Consider the following 23,948-nt stretch of genomic DNA (forward strand, 5'->3'; position numbering starts at 1 on the left):
TCTATCCTGTTCAAAACCACTTAATAAAATTTATCTACCCCGACACAAAAAATAATGATAAAAAAATGCGGTGAAAAATCACCGCACTTCGAATCGTTATTCATTTCTATCTTCATCAAATTTCACATAGTTTTGTTGTTTAAAATCCGATTTTAATAAATCCTTTAATTGCCACCAATTCAGTGTTAAATCCGGTTCGCCCGCCGCATAAGGTGCAATTTCATAGACGCTATAAATAAAATGTACCCCTTCAGAATCTAAATAAATATTGTCGGATACGTTAAAATCGATTTTTCGCGTAAAGGTTTCATTATCTTTTACCGAACCATTTTGTGTATAGTTCTCCCACAACAGTTCTTTCACCTGAGGTAATGCTTTCGCATCAAACAAATCGTTCAGTTTTAATATCTTATGGGAGATCAGATCAAGGGTAAAATAACGATTACCGCCCGTTCCGTGCGCCCCACCGGCATAATCATAATAACCAATAGCAAAAGTGGCTAATTTCTCTTTTTGACTAATAAAATCAACCCAACGACTGCTTTCAAACGCAATACTCGGCTCTTCCATCATACCTTTGCGGGTCTCGTCAAAATGCTTCTGGTAATTCTCCACCAATTGGTCGCGTGTAGGCACTTTCCCCTCTTCTTGAGTCAATTCTTCCCATAGCAACGTATTTAACCAATCAATATTTGTTTTCAACATAGAAATCGAATAACTAATCCGCCCCTCTTCCGGTACATAATCTCCTTTCGATTGTGGATATTTAAACGTTTCCGTCTTGTCAAATATCACATCTTTTTCCGCAAAAATAGCGGGAATAGTCTTCGCCGCACGTTCTTTTTCAGCGGTTAAATCCGCTTTTAACCGATCATTTTCTGCGGTGAGCTGTGTCACCGTTTGATTAAGCTGGTCAATTTTTGCTTGAGTCTCTTGATCTTGACAACCGGTAGTTAAAAGTGCGGTTAAAACTACGGCTGAAATTAATGTTTTTTTCATTTTTTCTCCTTATAAATCAAATATGTTCTCATCACGTAAAATGTGATCATTGCCTTTACGACGTAAAAACCCTATGCGATCAAAATATTCCATGAGTTGAACAGTGAGCTTGCGCCCAAAATTTAGGCGGTCACGCACTTCATTTACAGAGGTTTTCCCTTCTTCTTCAGCAATCTGTTTAATAAGACGTGCATAAGCGTAAATAGTTTCCGTTAAAAAGAAACGATCTTTGACAATAGGGGTAAGATAGCCCAATTTACCCGCTTTATACATAAAATTACGCATTGAGTTTTCATCTGTTCCTAAAGCATTTGCCATATCACGCACCCAAACCGCTTGTCCGTTAGCTTTTTCAAATTCATTCAACACATTCGACCAATATTGTTGCTCTTCCGCGGTAAAGCGAATTTTATGCGCTGGCAAATGCAACCAACCTCTTGTTTGCTGCAATGCCCCTGTTTCCAGCATTTCATCAATAAAATGATCAATCAAATTTTCTGGTTGATTGAGTGCCGCCATACGGTATAGGCGGGCTTTGCTAACCCCTAGTTGATCATTATGTTGCTCGTGATAGGTGCTAAGTGCGGTCAAAATTTGCTGTGTTTTTTCCTGCTGATAATCGGCATTAAAACACCAATCTTGATAGCGCACCGCCCCGCATTGTGTCAAAGCAACATTCAATTGTTTTTCGGTGAGTTGCTCTATCCACATTAATCGTTTTGCCGCTATCGCATGATGTTGAAGCATTAATGCAATACGTTGCGAGGCATTTTCCGATAGGCTCAGGTTATGCAAAAAATTCAACCGCACTTCCGTTCGTTTATAACGTTTTGGCGAATCAATTTCTAATACACGCGCACCGGCAAGCAGCGTTTTTGCATCACCGCTTCGAATAATGAGTTTGTCATCGAATGCCAAGAACAGCGGTGAATCCAAGATAATTTCAGCCAAAGTGCGGTCATTTTCTGCAACATTTTTGCCTTGCAACAACGTTAATTTACCTGTGGTTCGGCTGGCAGCATGATAAATATGCACCGACTGACTTTCATTTAACAGGGTTTCAGCCTGAATTTGTACACTAATACGATCTGTTGGTTGCGGCGGTATATCCTGCAATAGCCAATCCCCCCGTTTTGTCGGTATGCGATCAAGATCAACATTAAGATTCAGCGCCAAACGTTGTCCTGCAAAACCTTGTTCACTCGGCATATTTTGTGCATGAATGGCTTTCACCCGTACTTTTTGACCGGTGGAAAGATAGAGTTCATCATTAATTTTCACCGCCCCCGTAAATGCCGTTCCAGTAACTACCGTACCGGCACCCTTCACACTAAAGACACGATCAATCGCATAACGAAACGGTTTTTGTGAGTCGTCTAATTCCGGCAAGCATTGCAAATAGTGACGCAGCTCTGCAATACCTTGTCCGGTTTCGGCGGAGGTAACAAAATAGTTCGCCCCACGTAAAAATGCATAATTTTGTTTGATTTGTTGTATTAATGTATCGATTTGTGTCGAACTTGCTCGATCTGATTTTGTTAGCACAACAATAATTTCATTAAATTGTAACCGATGCAAAATCGCCAAATGTTCTTTAGTTTGTGCGGCAATGCCTTCATCTGCCGCCACAATTAGCATGGCGTAATGAATACCGCCTAACCCTGCCAGCATATTAGAAAGAAATTTTTCGTGCCCCGGCACATCAATAAAACCCAATGTTTTTGAGCCGTCTTGGGAAGAAAAAGGCAAATAGGCATAACCAAGATCAATTGTCATACCACGCTTTTTTTCTTCCGGTAAATGGGCGGTATGAGTACCGGTTAACGCTTTTAGTAACGCCGTTTTGCCGTGATCAACGTGCCCTGAGGTGACAATAATCATAGTTTATCCACCGTCTGTAATAAGGTTTCCATCTCTGCCACACTGCGAACATCCAACCATAATTTGCCGCTTTCCATTCGCCCAATAATTGGCTGAGGGAGTTTTTTGAAACGTTCGGAAAGTGCGGTTAATTTTCCATTTGTTTTTTCAGAAACCGTGACAGCAACAGAAGGAATACGAGCCATTGGCTGCGAACCACTGCCAATCTGTGCATAACTTTCCTCAATTTGAATGTCAAACTGTGAATTTAATCGCATTGCTAACCGCACTTTAAAACTCTCTGCCTTGATCCGTAATTGTTCAATAGATTGTGTCAGTAAGTGTAATGTTGGCAAGTTTTCCGTCAATTTTTCAGGATTTAAATACAAGCGCAATGTCGCTTCTAAACCGGCTAGGGTCACTTTATCACAACGCAACACCCGTTTTAGTGGGTGAGCTTGCAGTTGTGCAATCCATTCTTTTTTTCCCACAATAATCCCTGCTTGCACGCCGCCTAACAGTTTATCACCGGAAAAGGAAATCAAATCCACCCCTTGAGCGACCTTCTCTTGTACGGTAGGTTCCTTTGGTAAGCCGTATTGGCTTAAATCAATTAATGCCCCACTGCCAAGATCTGTTACCACCGGTACATTCATTTCTCGTCCAAGTTCAACTAACTCTTGTTCCGAAACCGATGAAGTAAAGCCAAAAATTTGATAATTACTGCTGTGCACTTTCATTAATAAGGCGGTATTTTCACCGATCGCAGCGCGATAATCCTTTAAATGCGTACGATTGGTCGTGCCCACTTCAACCAAATGGCTACCTGCCTGTGTCATAATATCGGGAATACGGAACGCCCCACCGATTTCAATGAGTTCACCGCGAGAAATAACCACCTCTTTTCCCTGAGCAAAAGTTGCCAGCATTAAAAACACCGCCGCCGCATTGTTATTCACGACACAAGCCGCCTCTGCACCGGTTAATGAACATAAAAGTTCGCTGATATAATTATCACGGTGACTCCGTTTGCCTTCTTCTAAATCATACTCCAGTGCAACATTGCCTTGCATCGCAGACAATGCCGCTTGTTGAGCGGCTTTCGCCCATATTGCCCGCCCTAAGTTAGTATGCAATATCGTACCGGTAAGATTATGCACCGCCTTTATTTGTACTTGATTTTGTTGTTGCAGAAGATACTCAAGTTCCGCAAACGTGCGGTCAAAATGGATAAAATATTCAGGAAGTTGATGATTTTTTTGAATAAATTGACGTGCCTGTGTTAATAATTCCCGACACATTGCCACCACGGCAGAATGCCCAAATTCAGCAATAAGACGTTCACCTTGTGAGGTTTTGAGAAGTTTATCAACCGCCGGCAACTGTTGAAAAAGTGCGGTCATCTTTGAATCCGTTTAAAATAACGTTGAAGTGGCAGATAATTTACGCTAAAGTAGCAGCGATTTCAACCTTGGAAGGTCGTCATCTCCGGTGAGGTGGCAGGACTTCAAATCCTGTTGAGAATGCCAGCATTCTCGGGTGGGTTCGACTCCCATGACTTTCCGCCAAATACTCTCAAAAATCCTCCAATTTCAACCGCACTTTTCCTCATTTCTGTGAACTATATCAAAGTTTTTTTTATCGAAAAAAACTAATATATTCATTGTATTTTCAATTTCTGGGGAGTAATTATGACAAGTTCAGAACTCATGCTTGAAGGGTTTAATTTAATGTTTGCGGGAATGGGGTTTGTTATCTTTTTTCTATTCTTGCTGATCTATGCTATTGAGTTTGCCTCGAAAATCATTAATCAATTCTTTCCCGAAAACAAGTCTCCAACATCATCACAACTCAACCAAACACCATCGACCGCCGTGTCGAATGTCGATGATGATACGTCTCGGTTGCGTCCGGTTATTGTTGCGGCGATTGCCCATCACCGCCGCCAACAAGGTTTAAAATAATATTTTTCATTTAATAGGCTAAGGAAGAGGTATTTTATGACTGCTCAACATAAAAAAATTGCTATCACCGATGTGGTATTGCGAGATGCACATCAATCACTTTTCGCCACCCGTATGCGCCTTGACGATATGCTTCCCATTGCGTCTGCATTGGATGATATCGGTTATTGGTCATTAGAAGCATGGGGCGGTGCAACCTTTGACAGTTGTATCCGTTTTTTAGGCGAAGATCCGTGGGTGCGTTTGCGTGAGTTGAAAAAAGCCTTGCCAAAAACCCCGTTGCAAATGCTTTTACGCGGGCAAAATTTATTAGGTTATCGCCATTATGCCGATGATGTCGTGGATCGTTTCGTAGAACGTGCCGTTATCAACGGAATGAGCGTCTTCCGTGTGTTTGATGCAATGAATGACCCCCGCAATATGCAACAGGCATTAAAAGCCGTTCGTAAACAAGGCGGGCATGCACAAGGAACGTTAAGTTATACCACCAGTCCGGTGCATACTTTACAAACTTGGCTGGATACCACAGAACAATTATTAGAAATCGGTATCGATTCTCTTGTGATTAAAGATATGTCAGGCATTTTAACGCCAATGTCCGCCTATGAATTAGTCAGTGAAATCAAAAAACGCTACGATATTCGCCTCCATTTACACTGCCACTCCACCACCGGTATGGCTGAAATGGCATTATTAAAAGGTGTTGAAGCGGGTGCCGACGGCATTGATACCTCAATTTCCTCCATGAGCGGAACTTATGGGCATCCTGCCACCGAAGCATTGGTCGCCACCTTACAAGGCACGGGGTATGACACGGGTTTAGATATTCTTAAACTGGAAAAAATAGCGGATTATTTCCGGACCGTGCGTAAAAAATATGCGAAATTCGAAGGGCAATTAAAAGGCGTTGATAGCCGAATTTTAGTGGCACAAGTACCAGGAGGAATGCTCACCAACCTTGAAAGTCAGCTTAAACAGCAAAACGCCTCGGATAAACTTGACCAAGTGTTACAAGAAATTCCACGTGTTCGTGAAGATCTCGGCTTTATTCCGCTTGTTACACCAACTTCACAAATTGTCGGCACACAGGCTGTGATTAACGTCTTAATGGGCGAACGTTACAAAACGATCGCAAAGGAAACGGTCGGAATTTTAAAAGGCGAATATGGTCGTACACCGGCAGCGGTAAATACCGACTTGCAATTACGCGTATTAGAAGGTGCTCAACCTATTACTGACAGACCGGCGGATCATCTTGCTCCGGAAATGGATAAACTCACCGATGAAGTAAAACAACTGGCGAAGGAAAAAGGCATCAAACTTGCAGAAAATGAAATTGATGACGTACTGATTGTGGCGTTATTCCCGCAAGTCGGCTTGAAATTCTTGGAAAACCGCAATAATCCAGCCGCCTTTGAGCCTGCACCGACTGCCGACCAAGTAACAGAAAAAACGGCGGAAAAACCAACCGCACTTTCAACCGCAAGATCAAATGAACCGGCAGTTTATACGGTGGAATTAGAAGGCAAAGCCTTTGTCGTAAAAGTCAGTGAGGGCGGTGATGTAACCAATATCACTCCAACAACACCTACGGCTCAAACCGCCTCGCCACAGCCTGCTCCAACGCCATCAAGTGCAAGCACACCGGTTACCGCACCAATGTCCGGTAATATTTGGAAAGTGGTTGCAACTGAAGGGCAAACTGTCGCAGAAGGGGATGTACTACTTATTCTTGAAGCCATGAAAATGGAAACCGAAATTCGTGCTTCTAAAGGCGGCGTCATCCAAAATATCGCTATTAAAGTCGGCGATGTTGTTACCGTAGGCGATACTTTAATGACTATCGCATAAATAGCAGGTGGTAAATATGGATAGTATTATTGCATTGTTTAAGGGAATGGGAATTATGCACCTAGAATGGGGGCAAGCCGTTATGATCGGTGTGAGCTTGCTCCTGCTCTGGTTGGCAATTTCTCGGAAATTTGAACCCTTGTTATTACTGCCTATCGGATTTGGCGGGTTATTATCCAATATCCCTGAAGCCGGCATTGCCATGACGGCATTGGATAATTTGCTCCACTCAGGCACGGTACAGCAACTTGCGATTATTGCTGCAAAACTTAACACGGTGGCCGATCCGGCTGCTATTAAAGAGGTATTGAATAGTGCCTCTCCTTCACAAATTGCCGAGCTGGAAAGTCTAGCCGGTGATATGGGCTATACCGCCGGTATTCTCGCCTTATTCTATAAAGTGGCTATCGGCTACGGGGTTGCGCCGTTAATCATTTTTATGGGCGTAGGCGCAATGACTGATTTCGGCCCTCTTCTTGCCAATCCAAGAACGTTGCTGTTAGGCGCAGCGGCTCAATTCGGTATTTTCACCACCGTATTAGGGGCATTGGCATTAAACTGGCTTGGTATCATTTCCTTTACCTTGCCACAAGCGGCGGCGATTGGAATTATTGGTGGCGCAGACGGCCCAACAGCAATTTACCTCACCAGTAAACTCGCTCCGGAACTACTGGGGGCAATCGCTGTGGCGGCTTATTCTTATATGGCGCTCGTGCCTTTAATCCAACCACCGATAATGAAAGCCTTAACGAGCGAAGAAGAGCGGAAAATCCGTATGGTGCAGCTCCGTCCTGTCAGTCAACGTGAGAAAGTGTTGTTTCCAATCATACTATTGTTATTGGTTGCCTTGATCTTACCTGATGCCGCGCCCTTATTGGGTATGTTCTGTTTTGGTAACTTAATGCGTGTCAGCGGTGTTGTAGAACGGTTAAGCGATACCACCCAAAACGCCTTAATCAACATTACCACGATTGTGTTGGGATTATCGGTCGGGGCAAAATTGGTAGCGGATAAATTTTTACAACCTCAAACCCTCGGGATTTTATTACTCGGCGTAATTGCCTTTAGTGTCGGCACGGCAAGCGGCGTATTAATGGCGAAATTGATGAATAAGTTTAGCAAAAACAAAATCAATCCGCTTATTGGCTCTGCCGGGGTTTCCGCTGTTCCTATGGCGGCGAGGGTATCCAATAAAATAGGGTTAGAAGCGGATCATCAGAACTTCTTACTTATGCACGCCATGGGGCCAAATGTGGCAGGTGTGATTGGCTCGGCTATCGCAGCCGGGGTGATGTTGAAATATATTGCCGGAATGTGATGTTCTAACCTAAAAAAAGTGCGGTCATTAATTCTCTCGAAAATATGACCGCACTTTTATTCAAACCAACCGTTAAAAATTATTTTTTCTCACCAATTGGCAATACCGTTCTGCCGTAGGATTCATTTAACACTTCAGCCGCAGCCAAATAGAATGCGCAAAGTGCTGTGATTAAACCTAAGTATCCCCCTACGTTCACAATGGCATGGTTGCCGGTCGCATCACCGACTGCTAAAGCATAAAACGTGAGTGTGAGAAAAAAGAAAATCGCTTGTAATGCACGCGGTTTCGGGAAAGTGGCTAAGAACATCATTAACGTGAATGTTCCCCAACATCCTAAATACCACCCCACAAATTGTGCGGAAGTTTCACCTTTAAAGAAAGCGACAAATAACGCCCAAGACCACCAGAACGCACCATAGCTGATAAATGCGGTAAAGCCGAAAGTATTTCCTTTTTTAAATTCAAACATTCCGGCGATCATTTGTGCCGTTCCGCCAAAAGCAAACGCCATGCCGAATACTAAACCCAAATTCGTGCTATCAAATACGCCTGCGTTAATTAAACAAAGTAACCAAGTGGTTAATGCAAAACCACATAATCCTAACGGACCCGGATTTGCTAAACCGTCTTTTGTTGCCGACATAAAAATTTCCTCAAAATAATAGACTAGTAAGGCGCGCGATTATGGCTGAAATTGATGAATAAATAAATAGTGCAATGAAGAAATTTTTAATAATGAAGAAAAGATTAAGTTCGGGGGAAGATGAATGACAACGAGTGAATAGCAAACAAACCAGGTGATATTGCAGAAAAGCACGAGGTAAAATGAAAAGTGCGGTCGATTTTAAAAACAGGTTACAAATCGACCGCACTTTTTATGCCTTCTGCCCCACAAATTTTAATCTTATATGGTCGTAAATCCAGTTGAAAATCAACGCATAAACCATAATCAGAATTGTCAACCCGATATCCGCTATCAGCGCTTGCCATAAAGTCAGTTGCAAAAAGTAGGCGATCATCGGTATGGTTGCCACCAAAAGCCCCCCTTCAAACATAACGGTGTGGAAAATTCGTGTGCCAAGACCGCGAGTTTCACGGGGAGCAGTAAAGATCTTGTCAAAAATACTGTTAAAAATAAGATTCCAAACCATCGCAACCAATGATATTAATATACCGACACCCAGTGCCGTACTCCCTTTTTCCGGACTTACCAAAAGCATGGCGATAGTGGAAACAGCCACAGCGCCGATTTCAAATAATGCTGAATGCAAAAAGCGTTCTTTTAATGTCATCATAATAAATTCCTTATAAATAAAACCGGTTTATTCATCAAGATAAGTACATTAATGGAGAATTATTTATGATGGATAAAGTTAATATCCATCACTTTCCCAGATAGATAAATCATAGATGCTAAATGTAGATTTAGCCTGTGAACCCTATGGTAATGCCATCAATATGATCCGTTCGTTCATCGGCACATTTACACGGAACACTCAGAAATTGCCGATGATGTTGAACAAACTTGTCGAAATAAAATAAACAAAAACCGACCGCACTTTTACCTATTTATAGGTCTTTTTGTCGGTGAGGTAAAAATAACGCAAGTCCTAATCCGATTAATGCCGGCACTAACCAAGGTAAAGAAACGGTAGCAAACGGAAGATAATTCACCCATTCCGTAAGTGTTGAAATTTGAAATTGCTCTCCCAATACACCGGCTACGGAAACTAAGGTAACCAATGCAATAGTCAATTGCATACCAAGTTTTGATAGGGCAAACCATTTATTAACAATCACCAACATCACGATGGCAATAGTAATCGGGTAAAGAATCAATAACACCGGCAATGAGAAACGGATAATAGCATTCAATCCTAAATTCGCGACAGCCAATCCGAGTAGAGTAAAGATTGTGGCATATACCCGATAGGAAAAACGAGGAAAACGGTCGGCAAAAAACTCAGCAGTAGAGACAATTAATCCAGCAGTGGTGGTAAAACAAGTCATTGTCACCATCACAGCTAAAAACCATTGAGCAGACTCACCAAAAATCGCCTGTGTGGCTTGAGATAAAATATACACGCCTTTATTGACATTGCTATTCATCACTTCCGGCGGGACAGGGAAATGATTGCCGAAATACGCCAATCCGACATAAAGCACACTAAACCCTAACGCTACCACAATACCTACTAACCAGATGGTCGCCACATATTCTTTTCGAGAACTAAAACCAAGCTGTTTTAGGGTTTGCACCGCGACAACACTAAATGCAACAGAAGCAAGCGCATCTAACGTGTTATAACCTTCAATAAATCCCGTACCAAATGCGCTTTTGGCATAATCCCCAATTGCAGACTGAGGGGGATTCGCACCATATTTTGTAATCCCAAGTACAACCAGAATAACTATTAATAAGGCAAAAATAGGGGTGAGAATGCGCCCAATACTATCTAAAATTTTAGAGGGATTAAGGGATATAAAATAAGCCGCTGCAAAATACAATAGCGTGAAAACCACTAACCCGATTTCGCTCATTCCTTTGGAGAGCATTGGAGAAATGCCCACTTCATAGGCAACCGTGGCGGTTCGAGGAATTGCGAAAAAAGGCCCGATTGAGAGATATAAAATCACTAAGTAAAGGGTCGCAAACCAAGGGGAAATTTTCTGAGAAATTTCCTCTACATAGCCTTTCGGATTTAACATTCCAATAACCAAGGCAAGAATGGCAATACCGACACCGGATAGGACAAAACCTAAAACCGCCGCCCAAAACCACTCTCCCGATAGAGCACCTAAACTTGGTGGAAAAATTAAATTGCCGGCACCAAAAAACATACCGAATAACAAAAGCCCTGTTAAACCTGCTTTTTTAATCATAATTATCATTTTGTCTATACATAATGGGGGGCGAGTATAGCACGATAACAAGAGGCTGTAATTAGAGGTTATAGCAATTTGAGCTATAAAGCAAAACCAGCCTAAAAGAAATAAAGTGCGGTTAATTTTATGAGACTTTTCCAATTTGACGATTACACCAAAACTTCTATAATTTTCTTTATCTGGAGGAGCTATGTTTTTTATTTATATTTTAATTGCATTCATTGCGGGAATGGCACTGGCATCCCAATCCGCGATTAATACCCAACTTGCCAAAGCGGTGGGAAACGAACCCGTTATCGCTACATTAATTTCCTTTGCGGTCGGGACAATTCTGCTCTTTTTCATTGCCTTATTCAAAACAGATTTGTGGCTAGGTTTGAGCGCTCTTCCCCATCAACCTTGGTGGAAATTCTTGGGTGGCGCACTAGGTGCATTAGCGGTGTTTACCACGATATTGCTAGCTCCTAAACTCGGTATTACCGCAATGTTATTTTTTATCATTATTGGACAATTACTTTCAGCCACCATTATTGATAATTTTGGTTTAATCGGTATGCCAGTGCGGGAAATTAATATCACGAAATTAATTGGCTTGCTGATCGTTGGGTTCGGACTGATTTTTTACTTTTTTGGCGATAAGTTGCTTGCCTTAATAAAAGGCTAAGTACGGTCAAATTTAAATAGTATTTAAATCATTAAACACTCACAAAGATAATTATTTTTGCCCTTTGCTATCGTTTTAATAAATATTGAAAAAACCGATTGCATTCATTAATATCAAAGTCTTCTTTAGTCTCATCATCTATAAGGGGAAAAATATGACAAAGAAACTCTTACCGATTCTCTTCGCGTTAGCTTGTTCAAAAATGGCTTTTGCCGACAATGCGCTCGTTTTACAAACGGATTTCAGTTTGAAAGACGGTGCAGTCTCAGCAATGAAAGGTGTCGCCTTTTCAGTGGATGAAAAGCTAAAAATGTTTGATTTAACCCACGAAATTCCACCTTATAATATTTGGGAGGCGGCTTATCGTTTATATCAAACCGCCCCTTATTGGAAAGCGGGAACGGTTTTTGTGAATGTCGTTGATCCCGGTGTCGGTACGGATCGCAAATCAGTTGTCCTGAAAACCAAGACAGGGCATTATTTCGTGACACCCGATAACGGCTCGTTAACCTTAGTTGCGGAGCATTTAGGCATTGAATCCGTAAGAGAAATTGACGAAAAGAAAAATCGCCTTGCCGGCTCTGAAAAATCTTATACTTTCCACGGACGTGATGTCTATGCTTATACGGGGGCAAGATTGGCTTCCGGTACGATTTCATTTGAAGACGTAGGGGATGAGTTAGAGAAAAAAGTGTTGGATATTCCCTATCAAAAAGCAGTATTAGAGCAGGGGCATTTAAAGGGCAATATTCCTATTTTAGATATTCAGTACGGCAACATTTGGACAAATATTAGTGATGCACTATTAGAGCAATCCGGTATTAATAAAGGCGATCTGGCTTGCGTTGAAATAAAAGAAGGTAATCAGGTTAAATATACGGGAAAAATGCCTTATGTCAGTAGCTTTGGTGATGTGGACGAGGGAAAACCGTTGCTTTATTTAAACAGTTTACTGAATGTGTCATTTGCCTTGAATATGGATAGTTTTTCTAAAACCCATGGTGTTTATTCCGGCGCAGACTGGAATATCGATTTACACAAATGCCAATAATGATTCGATAATTTGTAAGTCGTCTTGACGCTTTTCAGTATATTGTTAAAAAGATAGAAAAGCCAAACTCCGCAAAGAGTTTGGCTTTTTAGTTAACGTTCCAAATTAAAATAATCAGCTAAATTTACATTCCTACCTTAGGCAAAGTATTTTTCTAAATCTTCGCTACCACCAATGTAGTTACCACCGATAAATACTTGTGGAACACTGGTTTTACCGGTGATTGCACGAACAGAAATTGTGCTTGCATCACGGCCTAATACGATTTCTTCAAAAGTATAACCTTTTGCTTTTAATAACGTTTTTGCTTTCGCACAGAACGGACAGCCCGGTTTGGTGATAACAGAAACCGATGGTTTGGCTGTCCACCCCGGTACTAAATATTTCATCATCGTATCCGCATCAGATACTTTGAACGGATCACCCGGCTCTTCCGGCTCAATAAACATCTTTTCTACAACGCCGTTTCTCACTAGCATAGAATAACGCCAAGAACGTTTACCAAAGCCCAAATTTTCTTTATTCACCAGCATACCCATGCCTTCGGTAAACTCACCGTTACCATCCGGAATTACGGTAATATTTTCAGATTCTTGATCGGCTTTCCAAGCATTCATTACAAAAGTATCATTAACCGAGATACAGATAATCTTATCTACACCGACAGCCTTAAATTCACAGGCTAATTCATTATAGCGTGGTAAATGTGTTGATGAGCAGGTTGGAGTAAATGCACCCGGGAGTGAAAATACGACGACAGTTTTATTGTCGAATAATTCGCTTGTTGTGACATCAACCCAAGCATCGCCTTGGCGGGTATGAAATGTAACACTCGGTACTTTTTTACCTGTCATATCAATTAAAGCCATATTTTTCTCCTTATTTTTGACACGAATCTTATTTGAGCATGGATTATAGTCAAAGTTGTGATATAGTTACAATCAATTGATTCTATTCTTTTGATTGACTTTTTCTATAAGGAAATTCCCAATGAATATTCGTGATTTAGAATACTTAGTCGCATTATCCGAACACAAACATTTTCGTCGTGCGGCAGATTCTTGTAATGTGAGCCAGCCGACATTAAGCGGACAAATCCGCAAACTTGAAGATGAACTCGGCATTGTCTTATTAGAACGTACCAGCCGTAAAGTTCTTTTTACCCAATCGGGTATGCTTCTTGTCGAGCAAGCCCGCACCGTTTTACGTGAAGTCAAACTACTACAAGAAATGGCAAGCAACCAAGGAAAAGAAATGACAGGGCCGTTGCATATCGGATTAATCCCGACCGTCGGTCCTTATCTGCTTCCTTATATTGTGCCGACCTTAAAAGAATCCTTCCCTGATTTAGAAATATTTCTGTATGAAGCACAAACGCATCAATTATTGGAACAACTTGAAACCGGACGGTTGGATTGCGCAATTTTAGCGCGCGTCCAAAAAACCGAGGCATTTATTGAAGTTCCTATTTTTGAAGAGAAAATGTTACTTGCTGTTTCAGAAGATCACCCTTTGGCGAAAGAGGAAAAACTTTCAATGAAGCAGCTTACCGGCCAAGAAATGCTTATGTTGGATGACGGCCATTGTTTGCGTCACCAAACATTAGATTATTGCTTCACTGCAGGAGCAAAAGAAGATTCACATTTTAAAGCAACAAGTCTCGAAACGCTACGCAATATGGTTGCGGCTAATGCGGGCATTACATTTATGCCTGAACTTGCCGTACGAAACGAAGGTTCGCGTAAAGGCGTGAAATATATTCCATGTCATTCTCCCGAGCCGATGCGCAGTATCGCATTAGTCTATCGACCGGGTTCACCACTGCGTAATCGTTATGAGCGTGTCGCAAGTGCGATCAGTTCTAAGGTTAAATCTATTCTTGCCGGAGCAAAATAATGGCGGGCATTCGCGCAATTCAAAAAGAAAAAACGCGCCGCGCATTGGTAGATGCCGCATTTAACCAGCTTAGCGCGGAAAAAAGTTTTTCTAATTTGAGTTTGAGGGAAGTGGCACGTGAAGCTGGTATTGCGCCGACATCCTTTTACCGTCATTTTAGCGATATGGATGAGCTCGGTTTAGAAATGGTCGATGAGGCAGGCTTGATTTTACGTCAGCTAATGCGTCAAGCCCGCAAACGTATTGATGCAGGAGGTAGCGTAATTTCCGTTTCTGTTGATACTTTTTTTGAATTTATCACCAACAGCCCAAACGTATTTCGCTTATTACTACGGGAAAGCTCAGGCACTTCCCAAGCATTCCGTACTGCAGCCGCCCGTGAAATTAAACATTTTGTGGACGAACTTACGGAATATATTGCTCATCGGAATCAATATCCTCAATATATCGCTTACGTTCAGGCGGAAGGTATCGTAACGATTGTATTCACTGCCGGAGCAAATGCCTTAGATATGAGTAAACAAGAACGCGAACAGCTAAAACAACGTGTTATTCTACAATTACGCATGATGGCAAAAGGTGCTGATTTCGCCGCTCAAAAAGAGAAATATGCACACAACAAAGAGAAAAAGTGACAAAAAACCGACCGCACTTTTTCCCCTATTGAAGGAATAAACTTTACAAAAAAAGCGTTGCGAGTATCGCCAACGCTTTTTTTGTACAGATTAGACTATTTGCCGTCCCATGCCTGAATCGCATCTAAACGGGCTTTAATTTTACTTTGGGTATCCCCTTTGAAGTAGTCTTTTTTCAGACCACCTTCCCAGCCACCATAGTTTGCATTCGGCAACACAATATAGTTTTTACCAAATTTTGCTTTATTTTTTGCCACAAAATCTCGACGTTCGGCATTGAGTTTACCGTGCACCGAGTTACCAAAGTCATCCAAATTATCGCCTACATAAAGCACGATTTCATAACCTTGTTTTTCAATTTCGGCAAAACGTTCTGCTTTGGATGATTTATCTTTTCTTAAATAAAATGCGGATTCCTCTACGCCAGTAAAGCCCAAACGTTTCATATCATCAATAGTGCCGGCTTTTTCCGTACTGTCTTTACGGTTTGTGACATAGAATACTTTACCCTTATGAGAGTTTACGTAGTTATTAAATTCTACCGCCCCCGGTACTGCACGGGACTGACGGGCTTCAACCCAACGAGTCCAATCTTTGCCATCGAAAGACTTATTATTTTGCACTTGCCAACCGGCATAAGGACTATTGTCTAACATCGTTTCATCTAAATCGACGACAACCGCTTTTTTCTTACCTTTTGTCACTTTTGCCTGATCAAATGCCACTTTCGCCGCATTATAGGCTTGGTAGGCTAACGCCTGATACTCACCGGAATCTTGCATCCAGTTCAATCCCAACACAGCTTGTTGCTGTAATTGAGCACGTACGTGTTCTTGTGAATCCATTTTGTGTGCACAACCGGCCAATACAAAAGCGGAAATCGTAGCAAATGCAGTTAGTTTCAATGTTTTTTTCATCTTATTCTCCTCAAAAAGACAAAATAAAGTGAAAAAAAGTATAGCAAGTTTTATGCAAAATTTGCCGAAATTTCACTTCATAGACAATGAATTATCATAAATTTGTGATTAAGATCACATACAAGATTAAAATAATCCAAAAACGCAGGAAAAATAGACCGCACTTTCCCATCGCCTTTATTGTCGTTTCAGGATAAACTATGGGCATTTTTCACCATCTTTCAGACAACGTTTATGCGGATATTTATTGCGATTCTTATAGGCATTCTTGCCATCTTTCAATACAACTTATGGTTTGGCAAAAATGGCTACTTTGATTACAAAAAAGTGTCAACACAGATTACTGAAAACAAAGCTGAAAATGAAAAGTTAGTGCAGCGAAATCAAATGATCTCGGCAGAAATTCAGGGGCTGACAAAAGGGTTTGAATCCATAGAAGAGCGCGCCAGAATGCAGCACGATATGGTGAAAGAAAACGAAACTTTCTATCACATTGTGAAAGAGCATAAATAATGTCACGAAAAATTATTGCTATTATCCCGGCTGCCGGTATCGGTTCTCGTATGAAAGCGGGAATACCTAAACAATATTTAACCATTTTAGGGAAAACGATTTTAGAGCACACACTGAGTATTATGCTCAATCATCACGCAATTTCTCGAATTATTGTCGCTCTCGGCAAAGATGACCCCTACTCCCCCACGCTCTCTATTCTTTCCCATGAAAAAATCCAACTTGTGGAAGGCGGAAATTCCCGAGCGGAATCGGTTTTAAACGCACTGAATGCTATTTTTGAAGAAAATGCCTGGGCGTTGGTACACGATGCAGCGAGACCCTGTTTAACGGAAACAGACCTAAATAAACTGTTAGAAATTAATGACGATCACGGCGCGCTTCTTGCCACTCCCGTAACCGATACGATCAAGAGAAGCGATGCAAGCGGCACTATAATGACAACAGAAGATCGTTCACAGCTTTGGCAAGCTCAAACACCACAATTCTTCCGTGCAGATTTACTGAAAAAGGCAATCTATAACGGATTGGTACAACAACAGGTTATTACGGATGAATCCTCTGCGATGGAACTTGCTGGATTTCGACCGCACTTGGTGGCAGGAAGACGCGATAATATTAAAGTAACAAGACCTGAAGATTTGGCTCTTGCGGAATTTTATCTAACAAGGAAAACACGATGATAAGAATTGGACACGGCTTTGATGTACACGCCTTTGGCGAAGATAGACCACTCATTATCGGTGGTGTTAGCATTCCCTACCATACCGGTTTTATCGCCCATTCCGACGGCGATGTCGCCTTGCACGCATTAACCGATGCGCTGTTAGGTGCAGCGACATTGGGGGATATCGGCAAACTGTTCCCCGATACCGATATGCAATATAAAAATGCTGACAGCCGCGAGCTACTTCGAGAAGCCTTTCGCCAAGTGAAAGAAAAAGGTTATAAAGTGGCTAATGTAGATATTACTATCATTGCTCAAGCACCGAAAATGCGCCCTCACATTGATGATATGCGAGCGGTGATTGCCGATGACTTGAGCTGCGATATTGAGCAAGTCAATGTGAAAGCGACAACGACAGAAAAGCTCGGTTTCACAGGAAGAAACGAAGGTATCGCCTGTGAAGCTGTCGTGTTACTTCTGAAATCAATCTAACTGGATAAAGTTAAGGCGCAATTGATAAATATTGCGCCTTTTTACTGGGTTAATTTTTAAAACTTGTATTTTGAAAGGATAACCATTCGCCGATTGTAGTTTATCAGTTCGAATAGAGCTCTGAAATTTAATTAGACATTGTCTTATTGCATTAGTAATTTTTTGATATTTCTTTATCAACAACCACAGGATCAACATAATAGACTTCGGGAATATCTTGCTTATTAAGTTGCTTTAATGCACTTTCAATCGCTACAGCAACTTGTTTTTTCGGTAGCTGATCAATGGTATTTTGCATTTTCCCTTGTTTGACATATTCAATAGCAAGGGGGATGCCATCGTATCCGGTTACTAATACTTTTCCCACTAGACCGGCATTTTCCACGGCGGTAACTGCACCGATCGCCATATTATCATTTGCGGCAAAAATACCATTAATATCTGGACGAGCAGTTAAAATATTACTTGTTACATTTAGCGCTTGCTCAGTCTCCCAATTCGCTGATTGGGACGCCACAATTTCAATTTCGGGTGATTCCTTAAATGCTTTCAATGCTCCTGCTTTACGTTGCTCTCCGTTATCCACACCTGGGATTCCTTCCAACATTGCTATTTTACCTTTACCGCCAATTGCCTGTACTAAATTTTTAGCCGCTAAATATCCTCCTAAAAAATTATCCACACCAACGTAATTAAATTTTAGATTTGCTTTTTTGGCAGCTTCTGCGTCTAGGCGAACATCTAAATCAATGATAGGAATGCCCGCTTTTTCCGCTTTTTGGAAAGCGGGAATAAATGCTATAGAGTCATTAGGCGTGACAATAATTGCATCTACTTTTTTTGCAATCATATTTTCAACAAGACCAACTAGCTGCTCTGTTGAATCTTCTTTCTCTGCTACTTGAATGGTTAAGTCAACATTCATTTTCTTTGCTGTTTCTTCAGCGCCTTGTTGCATTGAAATAAAGTATTCATTACTTAGTGTTTTCATTAATAATGCAATTTGTGGTTTATCTGCTGAATAGCTGTTATTAGATAAAGCAAAGATCAGCAAACTGGCAGAAATTATATTGCGTAAGAACATTTTTTTCATAATTTATTCCCCCTATGTGTGGTTAAAATAGTTCTACTTACTAGAATAACATCTTTACTAGTGTGATTAGTCTAACATTTTTTATAATAAAAACTGTGACATATATCTCATTTATATTAAATAAGTTGATAAAATATATTTATGTTTCTATATTTTTTCCTTTTTGAGAGAAAGATCACATTTTTAATCTACAAAATCTTTTAAGCTATATTTAGTTTTTAGAGAGGATGGTAGGGGGATAGTAATGACGATAAATTCAAAAGTAATTTTAGAACTCCATAATGTAAGAAAAAGTTTTTTTGGTGTTGATATTTTAAAAAATATTAATCTTACAATTAATGAAGGTGAAGTTCATTGCTTAGTTGGTGAAAATGGTGCAGGTAAATCTACGTTATGTAAAATAATTGCTGGTATCTATTCCAGAGATAGTGGTGAGATCACTTATAAAAATACTTATTATCTTCCTAAGACAGTTAAGGAAGCACAAACACTAGGAATTGGATTTATTCACCAAGAGTTGATGTTAGTTCCTCAATTGAGTGTGTTGGAAAATATTTTCTTAGGTTCTGAAAAAAAGCGTGCAGGTGTACTGATGGACTGGCATAAGATGCGAGAAAAAACACAAAAAATTATTAATGAGTTAGAACTAGATATTCACCCTGATGATTTAATTTCAAATCTATCCGTTGCACAACAGCAAATGGTTGAGATTGCCAAAGCAATTTTTGGTCAATATAAAGTGATCATTTTTGATGAGCCGACCGCTTCAATATCAAGAAAAAATACCCAAACACTGTTTAAAATCATTCGGCAATTAAAAGAGAAGAATGTTGCGATGATTTATATTTCTCATAGATTAGAAGAATTTGAATATATTGCAGATAAAGTTACCGTGCTTAGAGATGGAGAAATTACCGGCACAATTCCGTATAAAGAAACATCTCCTGAAGAAATCGTTAAATTAATGGTTGGAAGAGATATTGATTTTAGCAAATATCAAAGAGAAAGCTTTTTTAATGAAGAAAAGTTGAGAGTTGAAAAAATTAGTAACAAAAAACTTAAACAGGTCTCATTTCACCTTTATAAAGGTGAAATTCTTGGTTTTGCCGGCTTGGTTGGTGCAGGAAGAACTGAATTACTACGAGCAATCTATGGAGCGGATGAATCAATAGGTAATATTTTTATTGATAATAAGAAAGTGAATATTTTATCTCCAGAAGATGCTGTTAAAAATAAAATTGGATTTATTACAGAAGATCGTAAATCACAAGGATTAATTTTAGGATTAAGCATTCGAGAAAATATTACATTGCCTATTTTAAAACGTTTTTGGAAAAACTTTTATTTAGATAAAAAAAGTGAAAAACAACTTGTTGAAAAAAATAGAGAACAATTAAAGATTGTATCAAGAGATCAAGAGCAAGAGACAAAAACTCTATCTGGAGGAAATCAGCAGAAAGTCATTATCGCAAGATGGTTAGAAAGTGGTGTAAATATTCTATTTTTTGATGAACCTACAAGGGGGATTGATATTGGTGCGAAATCTGAAATTTATGATCTTATGCGAGAGTTTGTTGAACAAGGCGGCAGCATTATTATGGTGTCATCAGACTTACCTGAATTAATTACAATGTCAGATCGAGTCATCGTTATGCGTAATGGTAAAAAAATAGAGGAAATTACTAAACAAGATGAGATTAATGAAGAAAACCTTATGCGTTTAATGATTGGTGTTTAATAAAATTTGGAGGAATTATGAATAAATTTAAAAAAATATTTTCTAAATTAGGTATTGGAATTATTTTATTTATTATGATTATTGGGATGTCCTTAGCTCATGAGGTATTTTTATCATCTAATAATATACTAAATATACTATTACAGGTTTCTGTAATTTGTATTATTTCAGTTGGCATGACTTATGTCATATTAACAGGCGGAATTGACTTATCTGTCGGATCGATTGTTGCGTTAAGTGCGGTCTGTTTAGGATTGTTTATTCACACTGGATTAAGGTACTTGGGAGATAATCCCTCTGATTTTTCTGTCACAATACTGGTGTTATGTTCCATTATAGGAGCAATCCTTGTTGGGGCAATTTGTGGTTATATTAATGGCTTTCTCATCGTTTATTGCAAAGTTACTCCCTTTATCACAACGCTAGGCATGATGGGGATTGCACGAGGGTTGGCATTAACACTATCTGACGGTAAAACTATCTATAATTTTCCAGATGCGTTACGGTTTTTTGGCAATGGTAAACTAGAGCTCACAGAACAAATCCATATTCCCATTCCTGTTATTATCGCCATTATTGTTGTATTGGTGAGCTATTATGTATTAAGCCAAACTATTTTTGGTCGCCAGATTTATGCATTAGGGGGAAACCGTGAGGCGGTTCGCTTATCCGGTATCAACGTAAACCGATTAGAAATAAAGGCTTATGTGATCAATGGTGCATTTGCTGCAATCGGTGCAGTTATTTTAGTGGGACGATTAAATGCAGCACAACCTATTGCTGGTACTGGCTATGAATTAGATGCGATTGCCGCGACAGTCATCGGTGGAACAAGTCTTATTGGTGGAATTGGTTCTGTTATCAGTACATCTATAGGTGCACTAATTATGGGTGTATTGCAAAATGGATTAACGTTACTAAATGTTACCTCTTATTTACAGCGGTTGATCATTGGGTTGGTTATTGTCCTTGCAGTGTTTTTAGATCAAGTACGCCGAGGAGAAGTCTCAATGAGCAACTTTAAAGCTATTTTCTTTAGAAGATATTAATCAATTAGGGGAACATAATGGATTATTATTTAGGTATTGATTGTGGTGGAACCTTTATTAAAGCCATATTAGTGGATAGTGCTGGAAATATTCTTTCGTCATCAAGACAAAACTCTCCAATCTTAAGTGAAAAGGAGGGGTATGCTGAAAGGGATATGACTAAATTATGGCTAGATTGTGTCAAAGTCATAAAGACGGTTATAGCCAAAGCTAATATCAGCCCAAAACAAGTTAAATCTATTGGAATATCTGCTCAGGGTAAAGGTGTATTTCTACTAGATAAGGAAAAGAAGCCTTTAGGAAACGCAATTATTTCCTCGGATCAAAGAGCTCGTGATATTGTCAAAAATTGGGAAAAACAGCATATTCATCATTGGCTCTATCAGAAGACTTACCAGCCACTCTGGGCAGGCCATCCGGTCTCAATTCTACGTTGGTTGAAAGAAAATAATCCCGATCTTTATAAAAATATTGGTACAGTCTTGATGTCCCATGACTATCTTCGATTTTGTTTAACTGGCAAATTACATTGTGAAGAAACTAATATTTCAGAATCTAATTTATATAATATGACAGCAAAAGCCTATGATACTGAAATCATGGAAAAATTAGATATTGCTGAAATATATGACAAACTTCCCCCTATAGCAAAATCAAATCAAGTGGTGGGTTATGTCACACCAGAATCTGCCGAATTATCAGGTTTGGAAATAGGTACTCCTGTAGTTGGTGGTTTATTTGATGTAGTCGCGGCCACATTATGTGCTAACCTCACCAATGAGAACGAACTTTGTGCTATTTTGGGTACTTGGCATATTGTGAGTGGAATAACACAGAATTTTGCCAATGAACAACAAAGATTAGTTCATGGTTGCTATCCTGAAACAGGTAAATTGATTATTCATGATGATAGTCCTACTTCTATTGCGAATTTAGAATGGTTCATTGAACAGTGTGCACCCTTAACTTATGAAGAAATCAATATTCTTGTAGATAGTATAAAACCTCAGTTAAATTCAGTTCTATTTATTCCATTTTTATATGGAACGAATACAGAAAATGTGAAATCTGGGTTCTATGGAATCCAGTCCTACCATACAAAATCTCATTTATTACGCGCAATTTATGAAGGCGTTATTTTTAGCTTAATGACTCATATAGAAAATATGAAGAAAAAATTTCCTAATACAGAAAAATTACATGTCATGGGAGGGATAACAAAATCACAAGTATGGCTACAAATGCTAGCTGATATAACAGGTATAACATTGGAAATTTCCGAAGTAGACGAGCCAGGTTGTTTAGGAGCAGCATTAGTGGCTATGCAAGGCGTTGGTTTAGAAACTAAAGATATTATAAATAAATTAACGAATGTTAAATTAATAGAATCAAATATAGAAAACTATTTTATATACCAGCAAAAATATAAAAGTTATATTAATTTAATCAATGTACTTAAAACTTTATAAATAATAACATGACAATAGATAATACTAAGATTAATTCCAGAATAAAAAAATTAGAATTACTGTTAAAGCAAGTAGATAAAATCCATCTACGTGAAGCATCTGCTATCCTTAATGTTTCAGAAATGACTATTCGTCGAGACTTAGTTTCCACAAAATCAATGAGCTTGCTGGGTGGATATATTGTTAATGAAACAAAAAATAATTATTTTCTCTTAGAACAACAAGATAAAAATATAGTAGAAAAAATGGCTGTAGGGAAACTGGCCTCTAGTTTAATTGAAGATGGGGATGTCATATTTTTTGATTGTGGAACCACGATTGCGTCTTTAGCTTCACAGATCTCTGATAAAGTTAAATTTACAGCGATATGTTGTTCTATTAATACATTTATGATTTTACAAGAGAAAATAAATTGCAATATTATTCTATGTGGTGGTCATTATTCGAGAGATAATTCACTGGTCACATCAACTCAAAATCATTCCATACTAGACTCTGTATGTACAACGAAAGCATTTATTGCAACTTCTGGTGTTGATAGACAACAGGGGCTAACCTGTTTTAGATTCAGTGAAGCCCAAGTAAAGCAAAAAGCCATGGCAAAAACACAAAAGAAAATTCTTATTTTTGATCATACTAAGTTTCAACAAGTTCATTCTGCCTACATTGGTCAACTTGATGACTTTGATCTGATAGTCTGTAATAGACCTATTCCAGAAGAATTTGGAATACCAAGTGAAAGAATTTGGGGAGGTAAATAAGTTTAGTCGTGATCTCTTGAATTTAATATAAGATAAGATAATTAAATAGAAATTTAGAGAGGTGAATGCTTTATTTTGGCTGATAAAATGCATAAACAAAAAACATTCACCCTTGATGAGCA

General features: G+C 39.4%; 23 protein-coding genes and 1 tRNA gene. 15 read left to right on the forward strand and 9 right to left on the reverse strand.

The features are described 5' to 3' along the window. Positions 1–96: 96 nt before the first annotated feature. From PNEUHYL_RS11780 to selA, 3 genes are read right to left on the reverse strand one after another with little or no spacing between them, the layout of a single operon-like run. Positions 97–999, reverse strand: coding sequence for a DUF3298 domain-containing protein (locus PNEUHYL_RS11780; RefSeq protein WP_059368565.1), 903 nt, complete (start codon positions 997–999; stop codon positions 97–99). A gap of 9 nt (positions 1,000–1,008) precedes the next feature. Further along, positions 1,009–2,880, reverse strand: coding sequence for a selenocysteine-specific translation elongation factor (gene selB / locus PNEUHYL_RS11785; protein WP_059368566.1), 1,872 nt, complete (start codon positions 2,878–2,880; stop codon positions 1,009–1,011). Further along, positions 2,877–4,262: an L-seryl-tRNA(Sec) selenium transferase gene (gene selA / locus PNEUHYL_RS11790; protein ID WP_059368567.1), complete on the reverse strand. Its 1,386-nt coding sequence runs from the start codon at positions 4,260–4,262 to the stop codon at positions 2,877–2,879. Before selA ends, selB begins: the two co-directional genes overlap by 4 nt. Positions 4,263–4,332: 70 nt before the next feature. Between selA and PNEUHYL_RS11795 the strand changes: the two genes are divergently transcribed. From PNEUHYL_RS11795 to PNEUHYL_RS11810, 4 genes are all read left to right on the forward strand, one after another. Beyond that, positions 4,333–4,427, forward strand: a tRNA-Sec gene (locus PNEUHYL_RS11795). A 123-nt stretch (positions 4,428–4,550) separates the two neighbouring features. Next, on the forward strand, positions 4,551–4,823 hold the full coding sequence (locus PNEUHYL_RS11800) for an oxaloacetate decarboxylase subunit gamma (protein ID WP_059368568.1): 273 nt from the start codon (positions 4,551–4,553) through the stop codon (positions 4,821–4,823). Positions 4,824–4,859: 36 nt separating this feature from the next. Continuing rightward, positions 4,860–6,674 (forward strand): sodium-extruding oxaloacetate decarboxylase subunit alpha, encoded by a 1,815-nt coding sequence (gene oadA / locus PNEUHYL_RS11805; protein WP_059368569.1) that lies wholly within the window; start codon positions 4,860–4,862, stop codon positions 6,672–6,674. A 16-nt stretch (positions 6,675–6,690) separates the two neighbouring features. Further along, on the forward strand, positions 6,691–7,992 hold the full coding sequence (locus PNEUHYL_RS11810; protein ID WP_059368570.1) for a sodium ion-translocating decarboxylase subunit beta: 1,302 nt from the start codon (positions 6,691–6,693) through the stop codon (positions 7,990–7,992). A 79-nt stretch (positions 7,993–8,071) separates the two neighbouring features. Here the strand turns inward: PNEUHYL_RS11810 and PNEUHYL_RS11815 are convergent, their stop codons facing one another. From PNEUHYL_RS11815 to brnQ, 3 genes are all read right to left on the reverse strand, one after another. Next, on the reverse strand, positions 8,072–8,638 hold the full coding sequence (locus tag PNEUHYL_RS11815; protein WP_059368571.1) for an acetate uptake transporter: 567 nt from the start codon (positions 8,636–8,638) through the stop codon (positions 8,072–8,074). A 232-nt stretch (positions 8,639–8,870) separates the two neighbouring features. Then, entirely contained in the window at positions 8,871–9,290 is a 420-nt protein-coding gene (locus tag PNEUHYL_RS11820) for a PACE efflux transporter (RefSeq protein ID WP_077663976.1), read from the reverse strand. Positions 9,291–9,564: 274 nt separating this feature from the next. Then, on the reverse strand, positions 9,565–10,878 hold the full coding sequence (gene brnQ, locus PNEUHYL_RS11825; RefSeq protein ID WP_059368572.1) for a branched-chain amino acid transport system II carrier protein: 1,314 nt from the start codon (positions 10,876–10,878) through the stop codon (positions 9,565–9,567). A gap of 193 nt (positions 10,879–11,071) precedes the next feature. On the opposite strand from brnQ, the gene PNEUHYL_RS11830 reads away from it, so the two are divergent. Together PNEUHYL_RS11830 and PNEUHYL_RS11835 are read left to right on the forward strand one after the other, a co-directional pair. After that, positions 11,072–11,545 (forward strand): DMT family transporter, encoded by a 474-nt coding sequence (locus tag PNEUHYL_RS11830; RefSeq protein WP_059368573.1) that lies wholly within the window; start codon positions 11,072–11,074, stop codon positions 11,543–11,545. A 154-nt stretch (positions 11,546–11,699) separates the two neighbouring features. Beyond that, entirely contained in the window at positions 11,700–12,596 is an 897-nt protein-coding gene (locus PNEUHYL_RS11835) for an SAM hydrolase/SAM-dependent halogenase family protein (RefSeq protein WP_059368574.1), read from the forward strand. Between the two features lie 137 nt (positions 12,597–12,733). On the opposite strand, the gene PNEUHYL_RS11840 is transcribed toward PNEUHYL_RS11835, so the two are convergent. After that, positions 12,734–13,465, reverse strand: a complete 732-nt coding sequence (locus PNEUHYL_RS11840; RefSeq protein WP_059368575.1) for a glutathione peroxidase — start codon at positions 13,463–13,465, stop codon at positions 12,734–12,736. A gap of 121 nt (positions 13,466–13,586) precedes the next feature. Here PNEUHYL_RS11840 and oxyR point away from each other — a divergent pair, with 121 nt between their 5' ends. Further along, positions 13,587–14,492, forward strand: a complete 906-nt coding sequence (gene oxyR, locus PNEUHYL_RS11845; RefSeq protein WP_059368576.1) for a DNA-binding transcriptional regulator OxyR — start codon at positions 13,587–13,589, stop codon at positions 14,490–14,492. Beyond that, on the forward strand, positions 14,492–15,127 hold the full coding sequence (fabR, locus tag PNEUHYL_RS11850) for an HTH-type transcriptional repressor FabR (RefSeq protein ID WP_059368577.1): 636 nt from the start codon (positions 14,492–14,494) through the stop codon (positions 15,125–15,127). Before oxyR ends, fabR begins: the two co-directional genes overlap by 1 nt. A 95-nt stretch (positions 15,128–15,222) precedes the next feature. Here the strand turns inward: fabR and PNEUHYL_RS11855 are convergent, their stop codons facing one another. Then, on the reverse strand, positions 15,223–16,044 hold the full coding sequence (locus tag PNEUHYL_RS11855) for a 5'-nucleotidase, lipoprotein e(P4) family (protein WP_059368578.1): 822 nt from the start codon (positions 16,042–16,044) through the stop codon (positions 15,223–15,225). Positions 16,045–16,278: 234 nt separating this feature from the next. Here PNEUHYL_RS11855 and ftsB point away from each other — a divergent pair, with 234 nt between their 5' ends. Genes ftsB through ispF form a run of 3 tightly spaced genes read left to right on the forward strand, consistent with a single transcriptional unit; the run spans position 16,279 to position 17,716 of the window. Then, on the forward strand, positions 16,279–16,557 hold the full coding sequence (ftsB, locus tag PNEUHYL_RS11860) for a cell division protein FtsB (RefSeq protein WP_059368884.1): 279 nt from the start codon (positions 16,279–16,281) through the stop codon (positions 16,555–16,557). After that, positions 16,557–17,240 (forward strand): 2-C-methyl-D-erythritol 4-phosphate cytidylyltransferase, encoded by a 684-nt coding sequence (gene ispD, locus PNEUHYL_RS11865; RefSeq protein ID WP_059368579.1) that lies wholly within the window; start codon positions 16,557–16,559, stop codon positions 17,238–17,240. Before ftsB ends, ispD begins: the two co-directional genes overlap by 1 nt. Continuing rightward, positions 17,237–17,716, forward strand: a complete 480-nt coding sequence (ispF, locus tag PNEUHYL_RS11870; protein ID WP_059368580.1) for a 2-C-methyl-D-erythritol 2,4-cyclodiphosphate synthase — start codon at positions 17,237–17,239, stop codon at positions 17,714–17,716. Before ispD ends, ispF begins: the two co-directional genes overlap by 4 nt. Before the next feature lie 151 nt (positions 17,717–17,867). Here ispF and PNEUHYL_RS11875 read toward each other — a convergent pair whose 3' ends face one another. Continuing rightward, complete coding sequence (locus tag PNEUHYL_RS11875) at positions 17,868–18,809, reverse strand: substrate-binding domain-containing protein (RefSeq protein WP_059368581.1); 942 nt, start codon at positions 18,807–18,809, stop codon at positions 17,868–17,870. Between the two features lie 244 nt (positions 18,810–19,053). Here PNEUHYL_RS11875 and PNEUHYL_RS11880 point away from each other — a divergent pair, with 244 nt between their 5' ends. Genes PNEUHYL_RS11880 through deoR form a run of 4 tightly spaced genes read left to right on the forward strand, consistent with a single transcriptional unit; the run spans position 19,054 to position 23,826 of the window. Then, the gene (locus PNEUHYL_RS11880; protein WP_059368582.1) at positions 19,054–20,547 is read left to right on the forward strand and encodes a sugar ABC transporter ATP-binding protein; all 1,494 of its coding nucleotides are present in this window, start codon (positions 19,054–19,056) and stop codon (positions 20,545–20,547) included. A 17-nt stretch (positions 20,548–20,564) separates the two neighbouring features. After that, the gene (locus PNEUHYL_RS11885; protein ID WP_059368583.1) at positions 20,565–21,596 is read left to right on the forward strand and encodes an ABC transporter permease; all 1,032 of its coding nucleotides are present in this window, start codon (positions 20,565–20,567) and stop codon (positions 21,594–21,596) included. Between the two features lie 17 nt (positions 21,597–21,613). Continuing rightward, positions 21,614–23,065 (forward strand): FGGY-family carbohydrate kinase, encoded by a 1,452-nt coding sequence (locus tag PNEUHYL_RS11890; protein WP_059368584.1) that lies wholly within the window; start codon positions 21,614–21,616, stop codon positions 23,063–23,065. Between the two features lie 8 nt (positions 23,066–23,073). Then, positions 23,074–23,826: a DNA-binding transcriptional repressor DeoR gene (gene deoR, locus PNEUHYL_RS11895; RefSeq protein WP_059368585.1), complete on the forward strand. Its 753-nt coding sequence runs from the start codon at positions 23,074–23,076 to the stop codon at positions 23,824–23,826. Positions 23,827–23,948: the final 122 nt, after the last annotated feature.

The organism is Rodentibacter caecimuris (assembly GCF_001019715.1).
In the GTDB taxonomy this organism is placed as follows: Bacteria; Pseudomonadota; Gammaproteobacteria; order Enterobacterales; family Pasteurellaceae; genus Rodentibacter; species Rodentibacter caecimuris.

What these genes read in the sequence shown, in the direction of transcription:
- selB (WP_059368566.1), bottom strand. Translation starts at nt 2,880, where the DNA reads ATGATTATTGTCACCTCAGGGCACGTTGATCACGGCAAAACGGCGTTA.
- oadA (WP_059368569.1), top strand. Translation starts at nt 4,860, where the DNA reads ATGACTGCTCAACATAAAAAAATTGCTATCACCGATGTGGTATTGCGA.
- ispF (WP_059368580.1), top strand. Translation starts at nt 17,237, where the DNA reads ATGATAAGAATTGGACACGGCTTTGATGTACACGCCTTTGGCGAAGAT.
- PNEUHYL_RS11830 (WP_059368573.1), top strand. Translation starts at nt 11,072, where the DNA reads ATGTTTTTTATTTATATTTTAATTGCATTCATTGCGGGAATGGCACTG.
- PNEUHYL_RS11875 (WP_059368581.1), bottom strand. Translation starts at nt 18,809, where the DNA reads ATGAAAAAAATGTTCTTACGCAATATAATTTCTGCCAGTTTGCTGATC.
- deoR (WP_059368585.1), top strand. Translation starts at nt 23,074, where the DNA reads ATGACAATAGATAATACTAAGATTAATTCCAGAATAAAAAAATTAGAA.
- PNEUHYL_RS11810 (WP_059368570.1), top strand. Translation starts at nt 6,691, where the DNA reads ATGGATAGTATTATTGCATTGTTTAAGGGAATGGGAATTATGCACCTA.
- PNEUHYL_RS11820 (WP_077663976.1), bottom strand. Translation starts at nt 9,290, where the DNA reads ATGATGACATTAAAAGAACGCTTTTTGCATTCAGCATTATTTGAAATC.
- PNEUHYL_RS11890 (WP_059368584.1), top strand. Translation starts at nt 21,614, where the DNA reads ATGGATTATTATTTAGGTATTGATTGTGGTGGAACCTTTATTAAAGCC.
- PNEUHYL_RS11855 (WP_059368578.1), bottom strand. Translation starts at nt 16,044, where the DNA reads ATGAAAAAAACATTGAAACTAACTGCATTTGCTACGATTTCCGCTTTT.
- fabR (WP_059368577.1), top strand. Translation starts at nt 14,492, where the DNA reads ATGGCGGGCATTCGCGCAATTCAAAAAGAAAAAACGCGCCGCGCATTG.
- PNEUHYL_RS11835 (WP_059368574.1), top strand. Translation starts at nt 11,700, where the DNA reads ATGACAAAGAAACTCTTACCGATTCTCTTCGCGTTAGCTTGTTCAAAA.
- selA (WP_059368567.1), bottom strand. Translation starts at nt 4,262, where the DNA reads ATGACCGCACTTTTTCAACAGTTGCCGGCGGTTGATAAACTTCTCAAA.
- ftsB (WP_059368884.1), top strand. Translation starts at nt 16,279, where the DNA reads ATGCGGATATTTATTGCGATTCTTATAGGCATTCTTGCCATCTTTCAA.
- PNEUHYL_RS11880 (WP_059368582.1), top strand. Translation starts at nt 19,054, where the DNA reads ATGACGATAAATTCAAAAGTAATTTTAGAACTCCATAATGTAAGAAAA.
- PNEUHYL_RS11885 (WP_059368583.1), top strand. Translation starts at nt 20,565, where the DNA reads ATGAATAAATTTAAAAAAATATTTTCTAAATTAGGTATTGGAATTATT.
- PNEUHYL_RS11840 (WP_059368575.1), bottom strand. Translation starts at nt 13,465, where the DNA reads ATGGCTTTAATTGATATGACAGGTAAAAAAGTACCGAGTGTTACATTT.
- brnQ (WP_059368572.1), bottom strand. Translation starts at nt 10,878, where the DNA reads ATGATTAAAAAAGCAGGTTTAACAGGGCTTTTGTTATTCGGTATGTTT.
- oxyR (WP_059368576.1), top strand. Translation starts at nt 13,587, where the DNA reads ATGAATATTCGTGATTTAGAATACTTAGTCGCATTATCCGAACACAAA.
- ispD (WP_059368579.1), top strand. Translation starts at nt 16,557, where the DNA reads ATGTCACGAAAAATTATTGCTATTATCCCGGCTGCCGGTATCGGTTCT.
- PNEUHYL_RS11780 (WP_059368565.1), bottom strand. Translation starts at nt 999, where the DNA reads ATGAAAAAAACATTAATTTCAGCCGTAGTTTTAACCGCACTTTTAACT.
- PNEUHYL_RS11815 (WP_059368571.1), bottom strand. Translation starts at nt 8,638, where the DNA reads ATGTCGGCAACAAAAGACGGTTTAGCAAATCCGGGTCCGTTAGGATTA.
- PNEUHYL_RS11800 (WP_059368568.1), top strand. Translation starts at nt 4,551, where the DNA reads ATGACAAGTTCAGAACTCATGCTTGAAGGGTTTAATTTAATGTTTGCG.